The sequence below is a fragment of the Burkholderia metallica genome, from assembly GCF_001718555.1.
In the GTDB taxonomy this organism is placed as follows: Bacteria; Pseudomonadota; Gammaproteobacteria; order Burkholderiales; family Burkholderiaceae; genus Burkholderia; species Burkholderia metallica.
In genome coordinates this window covers 1,205,936-1,229,188 of record NZ_CP013403.1, presented here as the reverse complement: position 1 = coordinate 1,229,188, position 23,253 = coordinate 1,205,936, and the positions used below count along the sequence as shown (strand labels likewise).

The 23,253-nt window shown below is 66.0% G+C and carries 16 protein-coding genes; 10 read left to right on the top strand and 6 right to left on the bottom strand.

Annotated features, from left to right (window positions below; all coding sequences use genetic code 11):
* Nucleotides 1-2: 2 nt before the first annotated feature.
* The gene (locus WJ16_RS25175) at nt 3-785 is read right to left on the bottom strand and encodes a Crp/Fnr family transcriptional regulator (protein WP_069259754.1); all 783 of its coding nucleotides are present in this window, start codon (nt 783-785) and stop codon (nt 3-5) included.
* A gap of 920 nt (nt 786-1,705) precedes the next feature.
* Between WJ16_RS25175 and WJ16_RS25170 the strand changes: the two genes are divergently transcribed.
* The 6 genes from WJ16_RS25170 (at nt 1,706) to WJ16_RS25145 (ending at nt 8,611) form a co-directional block, all read left to right on the top strand.
* Complete coding sequence (locus WJ16_RS25170) at nt 1,706-2,488, top strand: Crp/Fnr family transcriptional regulator (RefSeq protein ID WP_174921715.1); 783 nt, start codon at nt 1,706-1,708, stop codon at nt 2,486-2,488.
* Nucleotides 2,489-2,660: 172 nt separating this feature from the next.
* Nucleotides 2,661-2,912: an acyl carrier protein gene (locus WJ16_RS25165; RefSeq protein ID WP_006490451.1), complete on the top strand. Its 252-nt coding sequence runs from the start codon at nt 2,661-2,663 to the stop codon at nt 2,910-2,912.
* On the top strand, nt 2,909-4,105 hold the full coding sequence (locus WJ16_RS25160) for an acyl-CoA dehydrogenase family protein (protein WP_069259753.1): 1,197 nt from the start codon (nt 2,909-2,911) through the stop codon (nt 4,103-4,105). The genes WJ16_RS25165 and WJ16_RS25160 overlap by 4 nt, the downstream gene beginning before the upstream one ends.
* Nucleotides 4,102-5,076: an amino acid--[acyl-carrier-protein] ligase gene (locus WJ16_RS25155; protein ID WP_069259752.1), complete on the top strand. Its 975-nt coding sequence runs from the start codon at nt 4,102-4,104 to the stop codon at nt 5,074-5,076. The genes WJ16_RS25160 and WJ16_RS25155 overlap by 4 nt, the downstream gene beginning before the upstream one ends.
* Entirely contained in the window at nt 5,073-6,131 is a 1,059-nt protein-coding gene (locus tag WJ16_RS25150) for a DUF1839 family protein (RefSeq protein WP_069261127.1), read from the top strand. The genes WJ16_RS25155 and WJ16_RS25150 overlap by 4 nt, the downstream gene beginning before the upstream one ends.
* 29 nt (nt 6,132-6,160) lie before the next feature.
* The gene (locus WJ16_RS25145; RefSeq protein ID WP_236858381.1) at nt 6,161-8,611 is read left to right on the top strand and encodes a glycoside hydrolase family 2 protein; all 2,451 of its coding nucleotides are present in this window, start codon (nt 6,161-6,163) and stop codon (nt 8,609-8,611) included.
* A gap of 49 nt (nt 8,612-8,660) precedes the next feature.
* Here WJ16_RS25145 and WJ16_RS25140 read toward each other — a convergent pair whose 3' ends face one another.
* A complete protein-coding gene (locus WJ16_RS25140; protein ID WP_069259750.1) occupies nt 8,661-10,052 on the bottom strand; it encodes a sigma-54 dependent transcriptional regulator in 1,392 nt (463 codons plus the stop codon).
* Between the two features lie 1,473 nt (nt 10,053-11,525).
* On the opposite strand from WJ16_RS25140, the gene WJ16_RS25135 reads away from it, so the two are divergent.
* Together WJ16_RS25135 and WJ16_RS25130 are read left to right on the top strand one after the other, a co-directional pair.
* On the top strand, nt 11,526-12,098 hold the full coding sequence (locus WJ16_RS25135; RefSeq protein ID WP_069261126.1) for a GNAT family protein: 573 nt from the start codon (nt 11,526-11,528) through the stop codon (nt 12,096-12,098).
* On the top strand, nt 12,095-13,618 hold the full coding sequence (locus WJ16_RS25130; RefSeq protein ID WP_069259749.1) for a mannose-1-phosphate guanylyltransferase/mannose-6-phosphate isomerase: 1,524 nt from the start codon (nt 12,095-12,097) through the stop codon (nt 13,616-13,618). Before WJ16_RS25135 ends, WJ16_RS25130 begins: the two co-directional genes overlap by 4 nt.
* Before the next feature lie 96 nt (nt 13,619-13,714).
* On the opposite strand, the gene WJ16_RS25125 is transcribed toward WJ16_RS25130, so the two are convergent.
* The gene (locus WJ16_RS25125) at nt 13,715-14,959 is read right to left on the bottom strand and encodes a right-handed parallel beta-helix repeat-containing protein (RefSeq protein WP_069259748.1); all 1,245 of its coding nucleotides are present in this window, start codon (nt 14,957-14,959) and stop codon (nt 13,715-13,717) included.
* Between the two features lie 687 nt (nt 14,960-15,646).
* Between WJ16_RS25125 and WJ16_RS25120 the strand changes: the two genes are divergently transcribed.
* Together WJ16_RS25120 and WJ16_RS25115 are read left to right on the top strand one after the other, a co-directional pair.
* Nucleotides 15,647-16,801, top strand: coding sequence for a glycosyltransferase (locus WJ16_RS25120; RefSeq protein WP_069261125.1), 1,155 nt, complete (start codon nt 15,647-15,649; stop codon nt 16,799-16,801).
* Between the two features lie 21 nt (nt 16,802-16,822).
* A complete protein-coding gene (locus tag WJ16_RS25115; protein WP_069259747.1) occupies nt 16,823-17,902 on the top strand; it encodes a glycosyltransferase family 4 protein in 1,080 nt (359 codons plus the stop codon).
* 401 nt (nt 17,903-18,303) lie between these two features.
* On the opposite strand, the gene WJ16_RS25110 is transcribed toward WJ16_RS25115, so the two are convergent.
* From WJ16_RS25110 to WJ16_RS25100, 3 genes are all read right to left on the bottom strand, one after another.
* Nucleotides 18,304-19,557 carry an oligosaccharide flippase family protein gene (locus tag WJ16_RS25110; protein ID WP_069259746.1) on the bottom strand — a complete coding sequence of 418 codons (1,254 nt, stop codon included), beginning with the start codon at nt 19,555-19,557 and terminating at the stop codon, nt 18,304-18,306.
* 38 nt (nt 19,558-19,595) lie between these two features.
* Nucleotides 19,596-20,786: a glycosyltransferase gene (locus WJ16_RS25105; RefSeq protein WP_069259745.1), complete on the bottom strand. Its 1,191-nt coding sequence runs from the start codon at nt 20,784-20,786 to the stop codon at nt 19,596-19,598.
* A 379-nt stretch (nt 20,787-21,165) separates the two neighbouring features.
* Nucleotides 21,166-22,977: a serine aminopeptidase domain-containing protein gene (locus WJ16_RS25100; protein WP_069259744.1), complete on the bottom strand. Its 1,812-nt coding sequence runs from the start codon at nt 22,975-22,977 to the stop codon at nt 21,166-21,168.
* Between the last annotated feature and the right edge of the window lie 276 nt (nt 22,978-23,253).

Here is a 23,253-nt window from a genome sequence, read left to right as displayed (position 1 = left end):
CGTCACGCACCATGTGCCGGAAACCCGTGACGCCCTTCCGGCATGCGGGAGCGAACCGGCGTCGGCCGCGCCGTCCCGCGCGTGCCGAGCAACCTGCGATAGTCGGCGCGAATCAGGTCGTAGCACTCGCACGCGTGATGTTCGAGACCGTCGCGGTCGAGCACCGTGATGCGGCCGCGGCGCTGCCGGATCAGCCCGGCTTCCTGCAGGCTGCCCGCCGCTTCCGTCACGCCTTCGCGCCGCACGCCGAGCATGTTCGCGATCGTCTGCTGCGTGACGGCCAGTTCGTCGCCGTCGATGCGGTCGTGCGCGAGCAGCAGCCAGCGGCTCAATTGCTCGCTGACCGAGTGATGCCGGTTGCACAGCGCGCTGCGCGAGATCTGCGCCATCGCCGCCTGGCAGTAGTTGAGCAGCAGCCGGTAGGTCGCGGGCGACCGCTCGAATTCGGCGCGCATCACGCAACTCGGCACGCGATAGGCCATCCCGCCGATGCGGACCTCGACCCGGTGAGAGGCCGCGGCGCCGCCGACCAGCGTCGCCAGGCCGACCACCCCTTCGCGGCCGACCTGCGCCACTTCGACCATCGCACCGTCTTCCATCAGGTGCTGCACCGACATCATCGACGTCGTCGGGAAATGTACGTGACGCATCGGCTCGCCGACCCGGTCGAGCATCCCGGCCTTGATCCTGACCAGTTCGAGATGCGGTGCAATGGTGCGGATGCTGTCCTCGGGGAGAGCATCGAGGATGGCGTTCGCCGAGTAGCTCGAGTGAAGATGAAGCATGTCTGTATCCCTTTTATCGTCTGCGCCGCCTGCTGCCGCGTGCACGGAACTCGTTATCGCGATGCGTGCCCGGACGTTGACAGTGGTTGCGGCCCACAACCCCGATTCCGACCGACCAGCGGCTTCGCCACCGGATCGAATCGGCCGTTCCGTTTCGACACACCAGCCCGAGTAAGCGATTTACGTGCCAATGCATGCCCATCTTTAATATATGAATCACACGGGATTTAGATCGCCCGAATAAGCCGCCCGAATTCAAAAAAAATGTCTCATTTCCGGACACTCTTCCGGGCGATGGACACTGCGCCATTCGACTGATCATTTCCGCCGCACCTACCTGACGCAGTCGCTGCGGTGCCGCAAGGCTTGTCTCACATATACTTACAGTCGATTTTCAATTGTTTCCGCGACCTGTCCTGGCGGCACTCCGATGCGACACCGTGCCTCACACGAGTGTTTGAAACTGTCTCAAATTTGAATCGACACACTAATTTCTGGCTCTGTAACCCACCGCACATTTCATCCACAAGTAATTGATTTTAAATTGTATTTTTGCCGGCACCATTTATTTGTCAAATAATGTTCAATTTCCCTCTGCGAACTTTCGCCTTACGATGTCCGCCATCGCCGGATTGATTCCAGATCGACATCGAATGAATTCCAGGCGTCGCATTCCGTTTCCGGATGATTAATTTCGCCGAAATGAATCATTAAACGGGAATAACATTTGCGCGCATGGCAATCGTCAAACTTTGTGAGATGACGCAATATGCAATTGATCGAATTCAATGGCGTGTTAGCCTTTTCGCGAGAATCGTCACTCGATATTTGACGAACACAAGTCCGCACGATCGTGCTAATTCCCCATTTCCGGGGTATCGCCGCGACGACGCGTGACCGCCACCCTACGAGGATGCGCCGTGACTCACCAGGCCCCTGACGCCGTCGTGCATGCGAACGGCATGATCGAGCTTTCCCACAGCTTCGATGCGAACCGGTTTCTGGCGGCCATCGACCGCGAAGAACTCGCTGCGTTCGCCCCTCACCTGCAGCTCGTTCACCTGAAATCGGGGCAAGTGCTCTGCGAGCCCGGCGAAATGCTTGCCGCCGTCTACCTCCCCGTCACGACCGCGATTTCGCTGCAGTACGTGTCGTCCGGCGGCATGACGCTGGAAGTCGCGGAGATCGGCAGCGAGAGCGTGGTGTGCGACGACGTGATCGGCGGCAGCGGCCGGATGCCCTGCCGGGCCGTCGCCTGCCGCGACGGCTTCGTCTACCGGCTCGACCGGCGTGTGTTCGCCGCCGCGTTCGACGCGTCGCCGGTGATCCGCCATCTCGTGTTCGTCTGCGTGCGGCTCCTGATGGCGCAGGTCTCGCAGATCACGTTCTGCAGCCGCCATCACGTCCTCAAACATCAGTTATGCAGATGGTTCCTGCTCGCGTACGACCGCACGCGCAGCATCGAGATCCAGGTGACGCACAGCATGCTCGCGCAGATGCTCGGCGTACGGCGCGAAACGGTCACCGACGCCGCCGGCGAAATCCAGAAGCTCGGCCTGATCCGGCAATACCGGAGCTCGATCGAGCTCGCCGACCTCGGCGGCCTCGAAAAGATGTCGTGCGGCTGTCGCGCGATCGTGCGCGACGAAATGAAGCGCATCCTGTCGGCCGACTCCGGCGTGCCGGCCGCGTCGCGCGCCTGACTGGCCTGTCTGCCCGGCGCGACGCTTCGGTGCGCAGGGTCAGCTGTTTGTAGGGTGGCGAACAGAACGTCGTGCGTGCCAGTGGTCTACTGGTGCCGGACTGCCGGGGGGACGTCAGCGCGTATCGCGCGTCTGCCTCGAGCGGACGACACCACGCACGCCGGAGCAGCACGTGAAAAACGAAATCAGAACCATCCTGAAGCACGTCGCCCACCTCGAAGCCGCGATCGATTCGATCGGCGACGGGGACGACCTCTATGAAGCGGGCCTCTCCTCGCTCGATACGATCCAGCTGATGCTCGCGATCGAGAAGCAATTCAACATCGAGATTCCCGACGAGATGCTGAACCGCAACCTGTTCCGCAGCATCGATGCGCTCGCGGACACCATCGCGACGCTGCAACGCACCGAGCATTCCGCATGAGCGCGCTGCTTCCGGAACTCGCGTCCGGCAGCGATTCGCGCCGGCTCGACGAGGCCGCGCATGCCGTCGCGCAGATCGCCGCGCAGCACGCGGACGCGGTCGACCGCGACGCGCGCTGCCCGGTCGAGGCGATCGAGGCAATGCGCGCGCGCCGCCTGCTCGGCGCAATGGTGCCGACCGCGCTCGGCGGCGCTGGCGCGTCGCTGGAAGACATCGCATCGGCCTGCTCGATTCTCGGCCAGGCCTGCGCGTCGTCGGCGATGGTGTTCGCGATGCACCAGATCCAGGTCGCCTGCATCGTCAACCATGCGCTCGACCAGGGCTGGCACAAGCTGTTCCTGCAGCAGCTCGTGCGTCATCAGTGGCTGCTCGCGTCGGCCACGTCGGAAAACGGCGTCGGCGGCAACCTGCGCGCGAGCCAGTGTGCGCTCGAAACCAGCGGCGGCGAGTTCCGGCTGCGCAAGTCCGCACCGACGATCTCGTACGGCGACTATGCGGACGGCATCCTCGCGACCGCGCGGCGCGATGCGGACGCGCCGGCTTCCGAGCAGGTGCTCGTCACGCTGCTGCGCGACGGCTACACGCTCACGCGCCGCGGCGAGTGGGACACGCTCGGGATGCGCGGCACCTGCAGCAACGGCTTCGAGCTCGACGCGCAAGGCGCCGCCGTCCAGTGCCTGCCGGTCCCGTTCGCGACGATCGCCGAGGAAACGATGGTGCCGGTATCGCACATCCTGTGGGCCGCGGTATGGATCGGCGTGGCCGGCGACGCGTTCCATCGCGCGCACCAGTTCTTCCGCGCGCAGGCACGCCAGACCGATGGCGCGCCGTCGCCCGCATCGCGGCGCATCGCCGAATCGCTCGCGCTGATGCAGGCGATGCAGGCCCGCGTCGACAGCGTGCTGCGCCTCCACGCGAACCCGACGGCGAATTCGTGGTCGGCCGGCATGGCCCGGGCCGCCGAGATCAACACGCTGAAGACCTATGTATCGACGACCGCACTGGAAGTCGCCCACCAGGCGATGATGATCTGCGGGATGGCCGGCTACAAGCAAGGCACGCCGTTCAGCATCGGGCGCCACATTCGCGACCTGCACGCGGCGCCGCTGATGATCAGCAACGACCGCATCGCCACCAACACCTCGAACCTGCTGCTCGCGCTGCGTCCTGCGACGCTGGAGAAACATACGTGAACGATCGCCTTGCCGTACCCTCCGCCGCCTCCGCTCCCGCCGACGCACCGATCGACCGCGCGGGCGTCAATCCGCTGCGCGACGAACTGATCGACGCGGGCCTGCTGGTCTCGACCGGCATCCAGGGCCTGTTCGGCCGCAGCGAAGCATTCGAGCGCGTGGTCGAGGCGCTGGACGCATTCGTCACGCGCCTGGGCGCCGACCAGCACGCCGAGGTGCTGCGCTTTCCGCCGGCGATGAGCCGCCTCGAGTTCGAGCGCAGCGAATACATGAAGAGCTTCCCGCAACTCGCCGGCAGCGTGCATTCGTTCTGCGGCGACGAGCACCAGCACCAGCGCCTGCTGCAATGCCTCGACCGCGGCGACGACTGGACCGAGAACCAGAAACCGACCTATGTCGTGATGACGCCGGCCGCGTGCTACCCCGTGTATCCGGTCGTCGCGCGCGCGGGTGCGCTGCCCGACGCCGGCCGCATCGTCGACGTGTTCTCGTACTGTTTCCGCCACGAGCCGTCGCTCGACCCGACCCGCATGCAGTTGTTCCGGATGCGCGAGTACGTGCGGATCGGCACGCCCGAGCAGATCGTGTCGTTCCGCGAGACCTGGATCGAGCGCGGCACGCGGATGATCGACGCGCTGCGCCTGCCCAACGCGATCGATCTCGCGAACGATCCGTTCTTCGGGCGCGGCGGCAAGATCGTCGCGAACAGCCAGCGCGAGCAGAACCTGAAGTTCGAGCTGCTGATCCCGATCGAGCACGACGATCGCCAGACCGCGTGCCTGAGCTTCAACTACCACATGGACCATTTCGGGTTGCTGTGGGACATCCGCACCGCGACGGGCGACGTCGCGCACACCGGCTGCGTCGGCTTCGGCCTCGAACGGCTCACGCTCGCGCTGTTCCGCCACCACGGCTTCGACATCGACGCGTGGCCGCGCGAGGTCCGGGACGTGCTGTGGGGCGCGCAATGAGATTCGTGTCCCGCGGCGGCGAGGACGCGTCGTTCGAGGATGTGCGCCACCGCGCGCGCCACTACCGGCCGCATCCGCTGCACAGCCAGGAGATGGTCTGGAAGCAGACCAACTGCTACGTCGACATGTGGCTCGAGGTGCTGCGCTGGTGGGGCTTCAATCCGTACGCGGCGCTGCCGTTTACGATCGCGCTCGATTTCGAGGGCGACCAGTTCACGTTCTTCAAGTTTCCGCACGACGAACTGGAGCGGCTGTACGGCATCGTCGTGCAGGAGCACTCGATCTACGAACCGCTCGACCAGCACGTCGAGACGCAGGTCGCGCGCGGCCACCTGATGATCGTCGAGGTCGACGCGTGGTTCCTGCCCGACACGCGCGGCAGCAGCTATCGCACGCAGCACACGAAGACGACGATCGGCATCGATGCGATCGACCGCGCGAAACGCCAGATCGGCTACTTCCACAACAGCGGCTATTACGTGGCCGAGGATTTCGACTACAACGGGCTCGTCGGCGGCAGCTCGCCGATGACGTTGCCGCCGTACGTCGAATGCGCGAAACGGCGGTTCCCGCCGCTCGACGAGCGCGCGCTGTGCGAAGCGTCGCTCGCGGCGCTGCAGCGCCACCTGCGGCGCCTGCCGGTCGTCGATCCGATCGCCGCGTTCCGGCGGCAGTTGCAGACCGACGCGCGCACGCTCGCCGATTCGCCGCTCGAGCGCTTCCACGCGTACTCGTTCAATTCGGTGCGGCAGCTCGGTGCGAATTTCGAACTGTTCGGCCACTACGCGCGCTGGCTGCAGGCCAGCGGCTGCGTCGGGCCGTTCGCCGAGATCCGCGCCGCGTGCGACCGCATCGCGTCGGAAGCGATGGTGCTGGAGTTCCGGCTCGCGCGCGCCTGTGCGCGCGGCAAGGAGGAGCGCGGCGACTCGACGCTCGAAGCGATCGAGGCCGCGTATGCGGACGTGATCGCCTGTGCGCGGCAGATCGGCCTGCCGCTGCGGCACGTGACGCCCGTGCGCGACGACACCGCGGCACCCGTGCCGGTCATGCGGTGACGCGCACACGCGCCCAGCCAGCCTGGTCGATGCGGGCGACGGCCGCGGGCGCCGTGCGGGAGCCGCGCGACCTCCCGGCCGGCAGCGATGGCTGGATTCCGGCGATCGTGCCCGGCACGGTCGCGCAGTCGCTCGCGCTCGCCGGCCGGCTCGACGAAGCCGCCTCGCTCGACGAGCGCGATCACTGGTACCGGATCGAACTGCGCGGGCACGGCCCGCGCGTGCTGCGCTTTCACGGCCTCGCGACGCTCGCGCAAGCGTGGCTCGACGACACGCCGATCCTCTACTCCGACAGCATGTTCGTCACGCACGACGTGCCCGTCGCGCTCGACGGCACGCACCGGCTGACCGTCTGTTTCCGCGCGCTCGCACCGCACCTGCGCGACACGCGCGCGCCGCGCCGGGCGCGCTGGCGCACGCGCCTCGCGGAGCCGGCGACACTGCGCACGATCCGCACGTCGCTGTTCGGGCACATGCCCGGCTGGTTTCCGCCGCACGTGCCGACCGGCCCGTGGCGGCCCGTGGACGTGCTCGATCCGGCCGACGCACCCGTGCTCGTCGATTGCGATCTGCGCGCGCGCATCGAAGGCGACACGGGCTGGCTCGATGCGGAACTGACGTTCGCCGCGCCGCTGCCCGATGCGCTCGCGGCACGCCTGTCGTGCGGCAAGCACCACGCGACGCTCGAACGTGCCGGCCCCGAACGTCTGCGCACGAGCGTCGCGGTGCCCAACGTCTGCCGCTGGTGGCCGCATACGCACGGTGAACCGGTGCTGTACGACGTTGCGCTGCATATCGGCGACGCGCAGCGGCCGCTCGGCGCGACGGGCTTCCGCACGATCGAGGTCGACGCCGGCGCCGACGGCAAGGGCTTCGGACTGCGCATCAACGGCGTGCCGGTGTTCGCGCGCGGCGCATGCTGGAGCAGCGCAGCGCCGCTCGCGCTGCACGCGGACGACGCCACCTACGCGCGCCTGCTCGGGCTCGCGCGCGACGCCGGCTTCAACATGCTGCGCGTGGGCGGCACGATGACCTACGAGGCCGACGCGTTTCACGCGTGGTGCGACCGGCTCGGGCTGCTGGTCTGGCAGGATTTCATGTTCGCGAACTTCGACTACGCGCTCGACGATCCCGCGTTCGCGGACAACGTCGACCGCGAAGCGCGGCAGTTCCTCTCGCGTGTCGGCGCATCGCCATCGCTGGCCGTCCTGTGCGGCGGCAGCGAGATCGCGCAACAGGCCGCGATGTCCGGCCTCGGGCCGAAGCAGCGCTTCCTCGAACTGAGCGCCGACCGGCTGGCCGGCCACGCGGCCGCGCGCCGGCCCGACGTGCCGTACGTGCCCGATTCGCCCGACGGCGGCGTGCTGCCGTTCGCGCCGCGCGAACGCGTGTCGCACTACTACGGCGTCGGCGCATACCTGCGCCCGCTCGACGACGCGCGCCGCGCGGACGTGCGCTTCGCGAGCGAATGCCTCGCGTTCTCGAACCTGCCGTGCGACGCGACGCTCGCCGAGCTCGGCTGGCCCGGCGTGCACGAGCCGCGCTGGAAGGCGGCCGTGCCGCGCGACCCCGGCACGTCGTGGGATTTCGAGGACGTCCGCGACCATTATCTGCAGACGCTGTACGACGTCGCGCCCGACCGGCTGCGACGCGAGGATCCGGCGCGCTACTTCGAGCTGTCGCGCGCGGTGATCGCGGACCTGATGCGCGACACGTTTTCCGAATGGCGGCGCACCGGTTCGCGGTGCGCCGGCGCGCTCGTGTGGCAGTTCCTGGACGTGATGCCGGGCGCCGGATGGGGCATGATCGACGCCGCGCACCGGCCGAAATCCGCGTGGCATGCACTGCGCCAGGTACTGCAGCCCGTGCAGGTGCTGCTCGTCGACGAAGGCCTGAACGGGCTCGACGTGCACGTCGTCAACGAGCGCCCCGCGCCGCTCGCGGCGGCGCTCGAACTGGTCGCGCTGCGCGACGGCCGCACACCGGTCGCGCGGGCCGGCTGCCCGGTGCGGATCGCGGCGCACGACACCGTGCGGATCGGTTCGGCCGAGCTGCTCGGCCGCTTCTTCGACTGGACCTACGCGTACCGGTTCGGGCCGTGCGAACACGACACCGTCGTCGCGACGCTGCGCGCCGACGACGGCACGCTGCTGTCGCAGGCGTTCCATTTCCCGTCCCGCACGCATCCGGCCGTGCTGGCGCGCCGCGAACTCGGGCTGGAGGCGTGCGTGTCGCGCAGCGGCGATACGTGGCACGTCGACATCGACACCCGGCACGTCGCCCGCCATGTGCAGATCGATGCGCCGGGCTTCATGCCGCGCGACGACTGGTTCCATCTCGCGCCCGGCACGCCGGCGCGCGTCGCGCTCGTGCCGCTTGACGCGGCCGGCAAAAATGGCGCCGTGGCCGACACGCCGCCGGCCGTGGAAATCCGTGCAGTGAACGCCGCGCGTACGGTGCGCGCCACGCAAGCCGGCTGACGCGGCGCGACGTGCGCGGCAGTTGCCGGCCGCGCGCGCCTGCCGGCGCTCAGTCGGACGAGCCCGTCCCGCGCGGCCGCTCGATCCCGTATGCCTCCATCCAGCGATACAGCGTGGCGCGCGAGACGCCGAGCTCGCGCGCGGACGCCGCGACGCGCCCGCGCGTGCGCAGCAGTGCGGTTTCGATCGCCTCGCGCTCGATCGACTTGCGGATGTCGGCCACCGACGGCGACGCGGCATCGAGACAGTATTCGAGTTCGAGATCCTGCGCGGTGATCAGGCGGCCTTCCGTCATCACGACTGCGCGGCGCACGCGATTGATCAGCTCGCGGACGTTGCCGGGCCAGTCGTGCTTGTAGAGCGCTGTGATCGCGTCCGTCGAGAAGCCACGCACGCGATGACGCGCATCGCCGCGAAAGCGTTCGAGCATGTGGTGCGCGAGCAGCTCGATGTCCTTGCCGCGCGCGCGCAGCGGCGGCTGGTCGATGCGCATCACGCACAGGCGATGGAACAGGTCCGGCCGAAAGCGCCCTTCCTCCATCGCGTCGCGCAGGTCGACGTGCGTCGCCGACACGATCCGGACGTCGACCGGCACCGGGCCGCTGCCGCCCAGGCGATGAATCGCGCGTTCCTGCAAAAACCGCAGCAGGCTCGCCTGGCTCTCGTGCGGCAGGTCGCCGATCTCGTCGAGCAGCAGGGTGCCGCCGTTCGCCGCTTCGACATAGCCGATCTTGCGCGCGTTCGCGCCGGTAAACGCGCCGCGCTCGTAGCCGAACAGTTCGGATTGCAGCAGATGCGGCGGAATGGCCCCGCAGTTGACCGCGACGAACGGGCCGTTGCGGCGCTCCGAATGGCGATGGATCGCGACGGCCGTCAACTCCTTGCCGGTCCCTGTTTCGCCGAACACGAACACCGGTGCGTCGGTGCGCGCGAAGCGCCGCACCGTATCGAACAGCCGCAGCATCGCGCTGCAGGTTCCGACGATGCCTTTCTCTTCCGATTCGAGCCGTTCCCGGTCGCGCGCGAACAGGCATTCCATGCCGTACGCATGGCCGACCGTATCGGCGATCCGCTGGTGCGACGCGGGCAACGTGACGTAATCGAAGCAATAGTCGCGCAACAGCGCACGCACGTTCGGCGACGCGGTCTGGCCGACGTCGACGAGTGCGACCCAGACGACGTCGCGCATCGACGCGCAGGTCGATGCGATGCTGCCGATCGCGTCCGCATGGCCGCCGCTCAGATCGAGGATGCCGCAGGTGATTTCGCCGGACGTGTCGCGCAACTCGCTCGCCTGCGCGACGATCGACACTTTCCAGTCGCGCCGCGACAGTTCCTTTCGCAGCATGACGGACGGCGACTGCGTCCAGTAAATCAGAGGACGCTGCCCGTTACCGCTCTCCGCGCCGGCGCTCTTATCGCGCGTTATTGGCATATTCATAACGAACCATCACTTTCTCCACTCCGCGAACCGTTCGCGTGCGCTGCGGCCGGCGGCGCATGGCCGCCTTTCCGCGCTGCGTTTCCGCAGCTTTGGCGAAGATCGAGACTGCACACGGCGAGAGCCCCCGGAGGTCGAGCCGGATGTCATCCGGCCTCGTTGTCATCGAACTCGAAGGAAACGCGCGGCTACGGGAGCCACGACGTTCCCGCTTTGAGGCGCCCCGCCATCATGGCGGAGAGCGTCGGCAGACAGGAATGCCGTCGGCATGTGCGTGACGTCGTACACGACAGTTGCGCCCGATGCTGAACCGGATGGCCGCCAACCCGTTTCCGGAATGACCGCCGCATTTCATCCGCTCCTGAATTTACACCCCGTTTCGAGATGGTCTTGTTACCAAAAGATAAACCTGAATCAGCCGGTTACGCGACCGGTCGTTCCGCGCCACGTGTATTTGACCACTGAGATTTGATTATCTACGAGCATTGCAGTCAATCAGTGGCAAATACTACTTTTCCGCAAGATTGCGACGGTCGATTGCCTTTTATTTCCGTCGAAATCCCCGCAAAAAGCCGGTACCGCATGCCGCTCGCAACATAATTGCCCGCGCGGACGGCCGGCCGCATCGTACCGCGGCGGCGGCCGGTCCGCTCGCGCCTTTCACGTCCGTTACATGCGGTAATCAACCGCACCGCATCACGCGTCGCGTTTCCGGGTGCCGGAGCCCGGTAAAACGCTTGCCGCACGTGCCGATCGCGTGGCGGCGAGGCGCCACGGCGGTGCCTGGAACCGGTCGTGCCGACGTTTGCCTTTCGCAGTGCAGCATGGCTGCCCGGCACGTGGCGGGTGGGCACATTGCGACCGGGGCCGACATCCCGTCGGCCGGGTCGAGGCCGGCCCGTTGCCGTCATCGGCCGGACCACGTCGCGTGACCGGAAGCGGCAGCCGAGGTCGCGCGCTTCTGCTTCTGGAATGCATGCGCGCGAACCCCGGCATGCCGAGGAAGACGAACGCACGCGCCGCACCGGCACGCAAGATCCCGAAGGAATTCGACGAGGCTGTGGACGGTCGGCATGCGCGATGCCACCGCGCGCTTGCGCAAGCCGATGCGTAGGTGGATGCCCGACACTGCCGTGCGAGATCGGCCCGTCGTGAACGCTCGCCATGCTCAAGTGCTGCCCCCGGTTCGCTATTGCCATCCGATATTGACTGGCCGCGCAGCGACGCGAGCTGCCAGGATGACGCAATTATGGAAAAGCACCGGCCGCCGCGGTGTGTGCTACCGCACCTTGAGGCGCCCGCGCGGCAGCCCCGGGGCTGCGCATCTCGCGCCCGCCTTGCGAATCCGGAGCGTGAGTACGCTTTCGAACAGACCGGCGCGCGACGCGGCCGGATGATGAGCATCGCCGCGCTGCACGAACGATCGCGTTCGATCAGCAACGCATGCCGAAGGCATCACGCGAGGACAGCATCATGGAATGGCATTGTTGTGAATTCGAACATCTGGGCGCGGTCGACCTCTATGCAATCCTGCGCGCCCGCAACGCCGTGCTGGTGGTCGAGGACGCGCACACGCATCTGGACATCGACGGCAAGGACGCTGGCGCGCTGCACGTCTATGCAACCGTGCGCGACGGCGACACGATGGAAGTCGCTGCGTACGCCCGCATCCTGCCCGGCGACGACGTCGATCCGGACGTCGTGATCGACAAGGTGCTGACGAGCGAAAGCCGTCGCGACGACGATACGCTCGAGCGGCTGATCGAACGCGCCCTCACCGCCGCGCAGGCCGCGTGGCCCGACACCGCGGTGCGCACGCACGTCGCAGCGCCGCGCCAGGCGTTCTACAAGCGTTTCGGATTCCGCAAGGCCTACGGCCCGTATCTCGAACAAGGCGCGCCGTTCGTCGGCCTGGTGCGGCCCGCCGACCGCGCGGCCGGCGCGCTGCGCAACCTGCTGTCCCGGGCCGTGACGGCCCACGGGCCGCGCAACGACGACGCGCGTGCCCGCCCCCGGCAGCCGGCCGACACCGGAGCCAATCGATGAACCCCACCACCCTCCGCCCGGTTCCCGAGCCCGACCTGCCGTGCATCCTGCCGGTGATTCTCGCCGGCGGCTCCGGCACGCGGCTGTGGCCGCTGTCGCGCGAACAATATCCGAAGCAGCTGATCGAGCTGATCTCGAACGAATCGCCGTTGTCGGCGACGGCCCGCCGCCTGAACGGTATCGCGAATGCGTCGCTCGGCGACACGCTGCTGCTGGTGTGCGGTGAACAGCATCGCGTCATGAGCGCCGCGCAGGTGGTCGGGCGCGCGGCGCCCGCCCGCATTCTGCTCGAACCGGTCGCGCGCAACACCGCGCCCGCGCTGACGCTGGCGGCCCTCGACGCGAGCCAGCTCACGGACGATCCCGTTCTCGCGGTGATGCCGGCCGATCACGTGATCACCGACGTCGGCGCGTTCCAGGACGCGATCGCGCGCGCGGCGCGCTACGCGCAGGAAGGCGCGATCGTCACGCTCGGCGTGCTGCCGCGCCGCGCGGAAACGGGCTACGGCTACATCCAGGTCGGCGAGCCGCGCACCGGCCGTCTCGGCGGTCAGGGCGGCTACGCGATCGGGCGTTTCGTCGAGAAGCCCGACGCGACGCTCGCGGAGCGCTACCTGCAATCGGGCGACTACTGGTGGAACAGCGGGATTTACGTCACCCGCGCATCGGTCTGGCTGAAAGCGATCGGCGCGCTCGCGCCCGGCATTCATGCGGCCTGCGAAGCCGCATGGCGTGCCGGTATCGCCGAAGATCCGTTCTTCCGGATCGACGCGACGGCCTTCGACGCGTGCCCGTCGGACTCGATCGACTATGCGGTGATGGAACGGCTCGCGGAACACGGTGAACTCGGCATCGACGGCATCGTGGTGCCGCTCGCGGCGGGCTGGTCGGACGTCGGCACCTGGGACGCGATCTGGGAAATCATGCCGAAGGACGATCAGGGCAACGTCGCGCGCGGCCCAATCGTGTTCGAGGACACGCAGGACAGTCTCGTTCGCTCGGAGGGCCGCCTGATTGCTTGCGTCGGGATGAAGGACGTCGTCGTGATCGAGACGCCCGATGCCGTGCTGGTCGCGAACAAGCACGACGTGCAGCGCGTGAAGAACATCGTCGCCCGCCTGAAATCCGACCGGCGCCCGCAGGCGAGCGAGCACCGCAAGGTGCAGCGGCCGTGGGGGCACTACGATTCGATCGACCTCGGCCAGCGCTTCCAGGTGAAACGGATCGTGGTCGAGCCCGGCAAGCGGCTGTCGCTGCAGATGCACTATCACCGCGCCGAGCACTGGATCGTCGTGCGCGGCACCGCGAAGGTGACGCGCGGCGCCGAGACGTTCCTGCTCCGCGAGAACGAATCGACGTACATTGCGGTCGGCGAAGTACACCGCCTCGAGAATCCCGGGCTGATTCCGCTGGAAATCATCGAGGTGCAGTCGGGAGACTATCTCGGCGAGGACGATATCGTTCGGTTTGATGATCAGTATGGGCGGGCGGTTGAAGTGCTGTCGGCGCAGCAGACATAGGCGATACGTCGCTGCGCGCGGTATTCGCGCGAATGCAATGCCGGCGCACAGTCGCCCGCTGCGGACGCTTCTGTGTCGATCGACATCGCCGGACGGTCAACGACGCAGCCCGACGGATTCGCGCACGCGCGGCAGCAACGACGTATCCGCGCCGACCCCGTCGGGCGTGGCCGATCGGGATTGAAGCGCCGTCGCACACGGCCCGGCTTTCGCATTGTCGGCGGCGCAATCCTGCTTCGGACCGATCCGTACCGGCATACCGCCGATTCCCGACATCTGGTTGTCCGCAAGCTCGACACCCGACACGTTTCCCCACAGGCGAATGCCGTCGAAACGCGACTGCGATACGCGGTTGCCCGTCACGACCACGCGTGTCACCGCCCCCGACCATGTGCTGACGTCGATCGCAGCCTGCTGCGTGAGCGGGCGAGGATCGGTGCGGCCGGTCGCCGTCTGGATGTTCGCGATCATGTTGTTCTCGATCCGGACGTTCGACGCATCGTAGGTCTGAAAGCTGTCCTCCTGCGCGACGAGAATGCCCGCGCTCACCTGCACGTTACGCACAATGTTGTTCGAGATCGTCACCTCCGTGCCGCCGACCACCGTGATCCCGCGTCCCCACGAGTTGCCTTCGAGCGAGTTTTGGGTAATCAGCACATTGCGGCTCAGCACGCCGTCGCCCCGATAGCTCACCACGGCAATCATGTCGTCGCCGGTGTCGCGCACGACATTGCCCTGAACCACCACGTCGCGCGCGCCGTGCGTCATGTGAATGCCGTCGGCGAGCGTCGACAGCACCTCGTTGCCGACGATCGCGACGTCCGCACCGCCGAACACGAAAATGCCGGCGCTCGCACCGCCGTCGATGACGTTATCGAGCACTTGCACGCTGCGCCCCGTCACCTCGACCTTGGTCGACTCCCGCGTGGCGAGGCGCGTCCTGCCGACGCCCTTGAGTCGAAATCCGACGAGCGTCGTACCGTCGCCCCGCATCTCGATCGTCTGGTCCTCCGGGTTGCGCGCCGCGAGCGTCGCGCCGTAACCCGACAGCACGACATGCGGGCGCCGCACGATCAACGAACGGCCGACCACGTACCGCCCGGGCGCGAACACCAGCCGCTGCCCCGGACGCAACCTGTCCAGCACGCGCTGCAGCTCGCCCGCCTGATCGGCTGCGCTGGAAGCGGGATAAACGTACACATCCGGCACGTTCGCATGGAGCGCACCCGGCGCGGACGCATCGGCGGCCGCCACGGCGAACCCGGGCCACGACAATCCGCCCGCGATGAACATGCCTGCGATCACGGTGCATACACGCGACAGGCCTTGTGAACCATGCATATCGAATCGTCTCCCTCGAATAATCTGGTACACGGCGCGGGTATGGGTTGCCGCGCATGCCAGCTGCCCGGACATCGATTGTTTCAGCAGCGACGGCAATGCGCCGCGTTTGCGCCGACCGTTGACCGTGAGGAAATTCCACTAGCCCTTCAGGGCATACGACACGATACCTTCTATTGAATCATTCGGACGAGCCAGCCTCGGTGCGTCAGCAGACCAAGGTATCGGTCGCCCAATCTGACACGGCGTGCCATGTCACGCATCGCTACGCGAGCATCGCGCAAATCCGGGAACGACAAGCCGCCGGGTAAACGTCGCCCGATCGGGACGATCGTCGACTAATCCCTCCGTCGGTAAGCCATCGCACCCAGCGCATCGCGCATGCGCTGCACAATGTTTCCATCACCGGACGGATACCACGGCTCACGTTCGCGGTTGCGTGATCCCGAGCGACGGCAGCCCGAATTCGATCGCTCCGATTACGCCGGCTACTTCACCGGATCGCGCGCGTCGAGCACGACACCGTGGCCCCGACGGTCGCAATGCCAACGGATTTTCAGATTAGGAATACATAGTAATTTGAAACGGATGTCCTGCCTGAACGACTCGCCGGCAATTCGACTGTTCGCCGTACAACCTTCTCCACGGCGATCGATGAAAAACGCGATCGCACCGACAGACCAACAGATGACCACACGAAAGATCGTTCATATCGCCGAGGCGTTTGGTGGGGGCGTGCTGTCGATGCTGACCCAGCTGGCCAATCACGCTGCGGCATCCGGCGTCGATGTCACCGTTTTGCACTCGATCCGGGCAGAAACGCCGGCCGACTATTCAACGCTGTTCCGGCCCGACGTGAAGCTGATCCACGTCGACATGGGCCGAGAAGTCAGCGTCCGGCAGGATCTTTCGAGCCTGCGTGCGCTGGTCGGGCATCTTCGCGACTGCAAGCCGACCGCGATTCATCTGCATTCGTCGAAAGCCGGCGTGCTGGGACGCGTCGCCGCGAGGATCGCCGCCCCGAATGCAACGGTCTTCTACTCGCCGCACGGGCTTGCGTTCCTGCGCCGCGACATCTCGCGCATGAAGCAGGCCGCCTACCTGAACTTCGAACGAATCGCGGCACGCATCGGCGGAACCATCGTCGCTTGCTCGAGCAGCGAGCTGGGCGAGATCAAGAACAATGTCCGGGCGAAATCGGCGGTCCTGGTGGAGAACGGCGTCGATGTCGCCGCGATCCTGCCCCGTCGATCGCGGGACGACGGCAAGATCGTCGTTGGCATGAGCGGCCGCGCGTCGTTCCAGAAGAACCACCAGGCATTCGTCGAACTGGCCGCCCGGCTGCGGCGCGCCGACGTCGACTTCCTGTGGATCGGCGGCGACGCGACCGAGATTGCGGATCCCCATTTGAGCGAGGCCGTCATCTGCAGCGGCTGGGTGACGCGCGCCCGTGCGCTGGCGCTCACGTCGGGACTGGACATCTACGTCCAGACGTCTCGCTGGGAAGGCATGCCGGTCGCGTTGATCGAAGCGCAGGTTGCCGGCATCCCGGCCGTGGTGACGGACGTCGTCGGCAATCGCGACGTGGTCATTCATGGCGTAACCGGCTATGTCGCGTCGAGCGTCGACGAGATGGCCGCGTATCTGACTGCGTTGCGTGAAGACCGGCAGCTTCGCGAAACCATGGGAGCGGCCGCGCGGGCGCGGGCGGTTCAACGATTCTCGATGAACGCGGTCTTCCGGCAATGGCACACCCTTTACGGACTGGACACCGCAGATGCCCGAGCGGGCGCCCGCGGCTTCGAGCCGGTTGCACTGGATCACGTCAAAGCCCGGCCCTGAGTTCGATATTCAATGACTGACATGATCGCTTTCAAAAAACCGAAACAGCTCGTGTACAACGGCCGATTCACCACGCAGAAGACGACCGGCGTGCAACGCGTCGCACGTGAGCTGATCGCCGCACTGATCGAGTTTCAGCCGCAGGACCCGGTAACCGTGCTCGTGCCGCCGCAGCCCGCCGTAGCGGTAAGCGGCGCACGGACCGTCAAGGTCGGCTTTTACAAGGGCGTCGTCTGGGAACAACTGGTGCTTCCCTTTTTCGCCCGCCCCGGCCGCCTCGTCAATCTCGGCAACTCGGCGTCCATTTTCATCCGCAACCAGATCATCTACATGCACGATGCGGCCGTATTCGATACGCCCGCCCACTTTTCCCGGTCGTTTCGGGTGTGGTACCGGATCATGTTCTGGATCCTGGCGCGCACCTCCGCGCGCGTGCTGACCAATTCCAGCTTTTCACGCGAACGTCTCGCCTACCACTGCGGCATTTCCACCGAGAAAATCAGTGTCGTTCCGCTCGGTGCGGATCATCTCGACGCACTGGCGCCCGACACGAGCGTACTCGACGCGCATTCGCTGACGCCGAACCGGTTCGTGCTCGCGGTCAGCAGCATGAATCCCACCAAGAACTTCGGCCGGCTCATCGCGGCATTCCGGCAGCTCAACGATCCGTCGGTCGACCTCGTCATCGTCGGCATGAGGAACACGGCCGTGTTCGGAAACCAGGACCATGCCCCGGTGGAGAAGCCGAACGTCAAGTACGTCGGCTATATCAGCGACGAACAGTTGAAGGCGCTGTATCAGCATGCGGCATGCTTTCTCTATCCGTCGATTTACGAGGGGTTCGGCATCCCGCCTCTCGAGGCGATGCGCTACGGTTGCCCGACGATCGTCGGAAAATCCGCAGCGCTGCCGGAAGTCTGCGCCGAGGCGACGCTGTATTGCGATCCGTATTCGCAGGACGACATCGCGGAAAAATTGCGGCATCTGCTGGATTCGGCCGAGCTCAGGGACGAGCTCAGACGAAAGGGGCGCGCTCACGCGGCACAATATTGCTGGAGCAGAAGCGCAAGAATGATGACGGAGATATTCGACACGCTGTAGCCGCAGGCAATCGGCACGGGCCGTCGCCCGGACGCAATCAATACCGGCAACAAAACGCGAGTCGGCATGTTCCGCCGCACTCGCCTCCCTCCGTGATCGCAATCCACCCGCGCGCTGCCGTTCGACGTCGGAATCATCGCGACGATCGGGGCGGCGCCGTCATATCGTCCCCGCCATGCTTTCCCGGGGATACGCGGCACGACGACCTTCCCGCGTCGAAATACGTCCGTTCACGACCTGCCCGGATTCGCGAGGCAAGATGCGCGAATGCGCACAGGGCTCAGGCGGGTCGCTCGACCGACGACCGCGAATGAAGTATCCGGCTGGAGTCGATGCCGGCGATCGCGGCGATGGCCGCCGGATCATGCGAACGGCCCTTTCGGGCTCCGCAGCGAATCGCGCTACCGCGACCTCGCCGGCATCTTGATCAGCCCGACCCGTTCACGACAGATCACGTACACCAGCGCGGCCGCCACGGCCGTCTCGACCAGCAATACCGCGATGGCCGCGCCACGCGCCGCAAACAGCGACGCGAGCGGCGGCAGTATCGTCACGTTCAGCAAGCCGGACGAGATCAGGATCGTACTGAAAATGCGTTTCATGCCGAGCGGCAGCATCGTCTGAACGCCAAAGAGATCCGTCATGCATGCCATGAACGGCACCAGTGCAAGACAACGCAACACGCCGACCGTCGGCTCGAACGAGCTTCCGTACAGGATCCGGACCGCGAGCGGCGCAAACTCGTAGATCGCGACCGACATGGCCAGCACCAGCGCACCCTGCGCGACGATCAGCTTGCGCAGGAACGCGAATGCCTCGTCACGCGCGTTGTGCATCAGATAGGTGACGTGCGGATACGTGGTGGCCCGCAGCGGCTGCAACATGCCGACTGCGGCGCGGATCAGCTTGTCGCCCGCCGCAAAATAGCCTGCGGCGACGTTACCGGACACGATGCTGAGCAGCACGGTATTGGTCGACGCGTAGAACGAGATCGACGTCGACGCGAGAAAGACCTGCGTGCCGCCTTTCACCGCGTCGACGATATCGGCGAACCGCACACGCACGCGCGAGATCTCGCGCCCCAGGAACAGATAAGCGAGCAACGTTATTCCGCAGAGCAACGGCACGGCCGCGTTGATGGCCACCGCATGCAGGATGTCGTCCGGTGAATGAACCCACAGGAAGAAGGCGGCGACGCTGAGTGCGCGATACCCGACCACCGTCATGCTGAACACGCTCAGCTTCTGAATGCCCTGAAAGTACCAGCCCGGCGTGAGCGCAGCACCGATTACCATCCCGAATTCGATCAGCAACGCCGTGCGCTCGGCTTCGAAGTACGGAATCAGCGACGTCATCGCAACGAGCACGACGAAGCCCGCGACGGAGATCAGCCACTGTGCGCTGATCGTCGTCCAGAAGATTCTCGACCGCTCGACCTTGTCGCTTGCGAGCGCGACACGCGGTGTTGCCGTCAGGTCGAAGCTGTAATTCACCAGATTGATGAAGTACGTGGTGACCGCGAGCACGAACGACAGCCTGCCGTACTGGAGCGGGCCGAGTACACGCGTCAGCAGCGGCAACGTCACGAGCGGCACGACGTACGTCGAGATCTGCAACGCGAACAACATGGCGAAGTTTTTTCGAACAGCAGTCATCGTGCCTTCTGGGCTGAAAATGGGCGGTGCATCGACCGTCAACGCGCCGGCGCGCGCGATACGTGTTCGTCGATGCCGAGTGCGGCGTACAGCGACGACGCGTAACAATCGACCGTGTAGCGCGACCAGTCGTAGCGACGATTTTCGTCGCCGAGGTGCGCGCGTAGCGCGCCGATCGCGCGTGAGAAATCGTCGGCGCTATTTCGATAGAGGATCTTGTTACCGATCTCGTCGCCGAATGTCGACAGGCTTCCGATGTCGTTCACCAGCACCGGCAGGCCGAGTACCGCGGCCTCGACGATCACGAGGGGCGCGTTTTCCACCCAGACCGACGGGAGAACAAGCGCATCGTGCGTCGGCAGTTCGGCGAACAGCGCAGCATGGTCGAGACGGCCGGCGAACCGCAGCCTACCGGTTTCGACGAGGTCGGCATGGCGCTTCTCGAGCCCGCCCCGCTCCGCCCCTTCGCCGTACACGGTAAGCGATCCGATCGCATCGCCGGCGGATTCTGCCATGAGCGCGAGAAACTCGGCCAGCCCCTTGTCCGCTTCGATGCGACCAACGAACGCAAGATCCAGCCGAGCGCCCCGCGCAGGCTTCGGCGCGCGCGAAATCAGCGATGAATCGATCGGATTCGACAGAAGAGTGGCGCGCGTGCGCCCGAATCGCGCGATCAGGTCACGCATGAACGGGCTCGGGCACAGGATCTCGTCGAACAGGCCGAGCGGGTCGAAAAGCGCATTGACCACGTGCCAATGCACCTTCTTCACGACGTCGTGGAGAATGCCGCGCGGGCTGGCGATCGGGATCAAGCGTCGGCCGCCATGCAACCGGTCGAGCGCCAGCGGCTGCCCGCGTCCTCTCGAATAGACTTGCAGGCTCGGGTTGTGAAACACCAGGTGGTAGTCGTGCGCGGTGATGTACAGACCGCACCCCGAGCGCCGCTTGTAGCGGGCAAGCACGGGCAAAATCGCGCTCGACAGCAGGTTGTGGTAGTTGTGGACCAGAATGCGCTGGGGGCGAAACCGGTCGAGCAGCGCGACGAGCGCACGTGCGGTAGAAGGCGACCACGCGCGTGCGCGCCGAATGTTCTCGACGCCGCCGAGCGCATGCTCGTCGAACGTTTCGACCGTCACGTCGTTGCGTGCGCGCAGCACGTCGACGGACATTCGGTACACCTCCTCCGCCCCTCCCCGACGAACGAAGTCGTTGATGACCAGCACGCGCATCACGACGGACCTCGGCATGGTCGATACCGTAAGCCCGGCGCGTTATCACCGTACTCGCGTCGCGGCGCAATCTGCGCGAGGCTGCGGGCCGTTTGCATGCGGTAAAATTTGCACCGCTCCCGGCGTTCGTGGCAATTTCGTTTCATCTGCAATCCTGAGCGGAGTCACGGCGCCGCGCACGACTGACAGGCGGCATCCGTGAAACACGATGCCGCTACGATAGCGTGCCGGGAACGCCGACTCTGTTCGCATGGTCACTTAGAACCGGTTTCACGAAACCGGCCCGACGCGCCGCCGAACGTTCCCGCACCATATGAAACGCTTGCCGCGATGGCGGCAGCCGCACAGCGCCGCCCCGCCCGCAACGATACCGGGCGACCTAGAGCGTCGACTCAGTGCGCCGCTTGCGCGCATGCGATGCGGTCGCGCGTTTCGTTTTCCGGGGCGGCGCAAGCTCCGCGGGCGCTCGCCAATCGACAAGCAGTTCCGCACACCGGTCGATCACGTATTGCGCGGCGGCACTGCCGTACAGCGAATGATCGACGACTTCCTGCACGTCGACCGATACGTTCGGGAAGCGTGAAAACGCGTGCGATGCGGGGCCGAAATGCCGGACCAGTGTGTCGACACCCGGGTCGAACGTTCCATAGACGAGATGCGTGCGGATACCGCGCGCCGACATGTCGCGCAGCAATCCGCGCGGCGTATCCTTGCCCGGGCCTCGCCCGACCCGTTCCGCGACTCGCATGACCGGCACCGACATGAAATCCGCCAGGTAGCGCAACAGCCCGCGCAGTACCGGGCGCAGATCGCGACGGCCGCGCAGCAAGCGGCGCCACTTTCCCGTACTGCGCAGCGATGCAAGATAGCCTCGCATCGAATTCGTCTGATTCTTGATCACGTTCGCGAGCGTCTCTCCGCGCGGCCATACGAACACAGGAAGATTGACCGCGATCACGCCGGCAAATGGCCCGTTCGACGCTGCATGAAGCGACGTGTACGCACCGGAGCAAATCCCGAATGCGACGACCTTGTGATGCCCGCCGTCTTTCAGCCAGTTTGCGGCGGCCACCATGTCGGCGATCATCTGATCCGAATACGGGATGTCCCATTGATTGTCACGCGCGTGCTCGTCGCTGTCGCCGATTCCGCTCGAATCGATGCGCAGGCTGCAGATTCCCTGCGCGGCAAGCGACCGGGCGAGTCGAACCGCGAGGCGCCCGTCCGCGATGCGTGGATTGGCGGCCGTATTCGTTATCAGGAGGGTTGGCGCGCCGGCGTGCATGATGTCGTCGGTCGGCTCGCACAGCACCCCGACCAGCTGTTGCGGCCCCACGCGCACGACGCGTTCGACGCTCCCTTTGCCCGTCAGCACGATGTCTTGGTCGGGACGGTGTGCGCACGCCTGAACGATCGAATCAGGTGCGTCGTCGATCCAGCCCGCAATCGCGTCAGGCAAACCCTCTGGCAGCCGCGACCAGAGCGGCTCTCGCATGGCGACTGCCCAGTCGGCACATGCATGGACACTTGCCGCGACACCCCGTGCCTGCAACGCGTCCGACAGGGCCGTGCCGTCGCCGTACGGTGCGTCGACGAGCAGCGCGCGTGCCGGTAATGTGCGCAGTTGACCCGCCGTCTGGCGCAGGTCGATACGCCGAAGCGCCTCGACCAGATCGTCGGGATACGTGTGGCCGAGGATGTTGAGCGGTTTCTCGTCGCGAACCGCGAGTTTCGCGGCCGGTGGCGCGTTGTCGAGCCAGTGCTGCGCGACGACGGAGAGCTCGCGCAGGTAGCTGCGACCGCGTACGACGGGCGCAACCGCGACGAACCGCGTGAGCTCGGGGATGCCGTCCGCGGCGAGGAGCGCGACGGCCGCGCCGGCACGGACGCCCACGAGCGTCAGATCGCTCAGCGTGCCGCGCGCGCGCAGCACCTGCACCGCGGAGCGAACGCTCGCGAGCATCTGGTCGAAGCGGCCAGGGTCGCGTTCGTCGCCAAGCGAATCGCCACTCGCCGGATAATGAAATCGCAGCACCGGGAAACCGCGGTCGGCAAGATGCTCGGCGAGTGAACGCACGAGTTTGTGAAGCCACAGTGCTTCGTGACCGAGCGGCTCGCAAATGACGATGCCGTGTGTTCGAGTGCCCTCGTGAAGCCAGCCGACGCATCCATCAAACTGGACAGGTGTCATGGTCTTATCCTTGTTTTAATAAGCGCTAACGAAATACGGTGCAGGGACTTTTCCTCCGTCAGCCTGCCCTGCCAATCTCTTCCCGGCTCCATTCACCGGGAGGTCATGGCGAAACCCGTGTTCGGTCATCAACAGCGACACCCGATCCGGCTATTGCTATTACCGCCGGGGCTCCACGTCCACGACCTGAAATTCTCGGTAGCTGCCGGCATCCACGGGAGAGATCGCACGCTCGTTTCCCGATCTTTCGAAACGTCGGCGTCTCGCTTTGCCGCC

Coding starts and splice junctions, on each gene's coding strand:
- WJ16_RS25175 (WP_069259754.1), bottom strand. CDS start 785: ATGCTTCATCTTCACTCGAGCTACTCGGCGAACGCCATCCTCGATGCT.
- WJ16_RS25160 (WP_069259753.1), top strand. CDS start 2,909: ATGAGCGCGCTGCTTCCGGAACTCGCGTCCGGCAGCGATTCGCGCCGG.
- WJ16_RS25150 (WP_069261127.1), top strand. CDS start 5,073: ATGAGATTCGTGTCCCGCGGCGGCGAGGACGCGTCGTTCGAGGATGTG.
- WJ16_RS25145 (WP_236858381.1), top strand. CDS start 6,161: ATGCGGGCGACGGCCGCGGGCGCCGTGCGGGAGCCGCGCGACCTCCCG.
- WJ16_RS25140 (WP_069259750.1), bottom strand. CDS start 10,052: ATGAATATGCCAATAACGCGCGATAAGAGCGCCGGCGCGGAGAGCGGT.
- WJ16_RS25135 (WP_069261126.1), top strand. CDS start 11,526: ATGGAATGGCATTGTTGTGAATTCGAACATCTGGGCGCGGTCGACCTC.
- WJ16_RS25130 (WP_069259749.1), top strand. CDS start 12,095: ATGAACCCCACCACCCTCCGCCCGGTTCCCGAGCCCGACCTGCCGTGC.
- WJ16_RS25125 (WP_069259748.1), bottom strand. CDS start 14,959: ATGCATGGTTCACAAGGCCTGTCGCGTGTATGCACCGTGATCGCAGGC.
- WJ16_RS25120 (WP_069261125.1), top strand. CDS start 15,647: ATGACCACACGAAAGATCGTTCATATCGCCGAGGCGTTTGGTGGGGGC.
- WJ16_RS25115 (WP_069259747.1), top strand. CDS start 16,823: ATGATCGCTTTCAAAAAACCGAAACAGCTCGTGTACAACGGCCGATTC.
- WJ16_RS25110 (WP_069259746.1), bottom strand. CDS start 19,557: ATGACTGCTGTTCGAAAAAACTTCGCCATGTTGTTCGCGTTGCAGATC.
- WJ16_RS25105 (WP_069259745.1), bottom strand. CDS start 20,786: ATGCGCGTGCTGGTCATCAACGACTTCGTTCGTCGGGGAGGGGCGGAG.
- WJ16_RS25100 (WP_069259744.1), bottom strand. CDS start 22,977: ATGACACCTGTCCAGTTTGATGGATGCGTCGGCTGGCTTCACGAGGGC.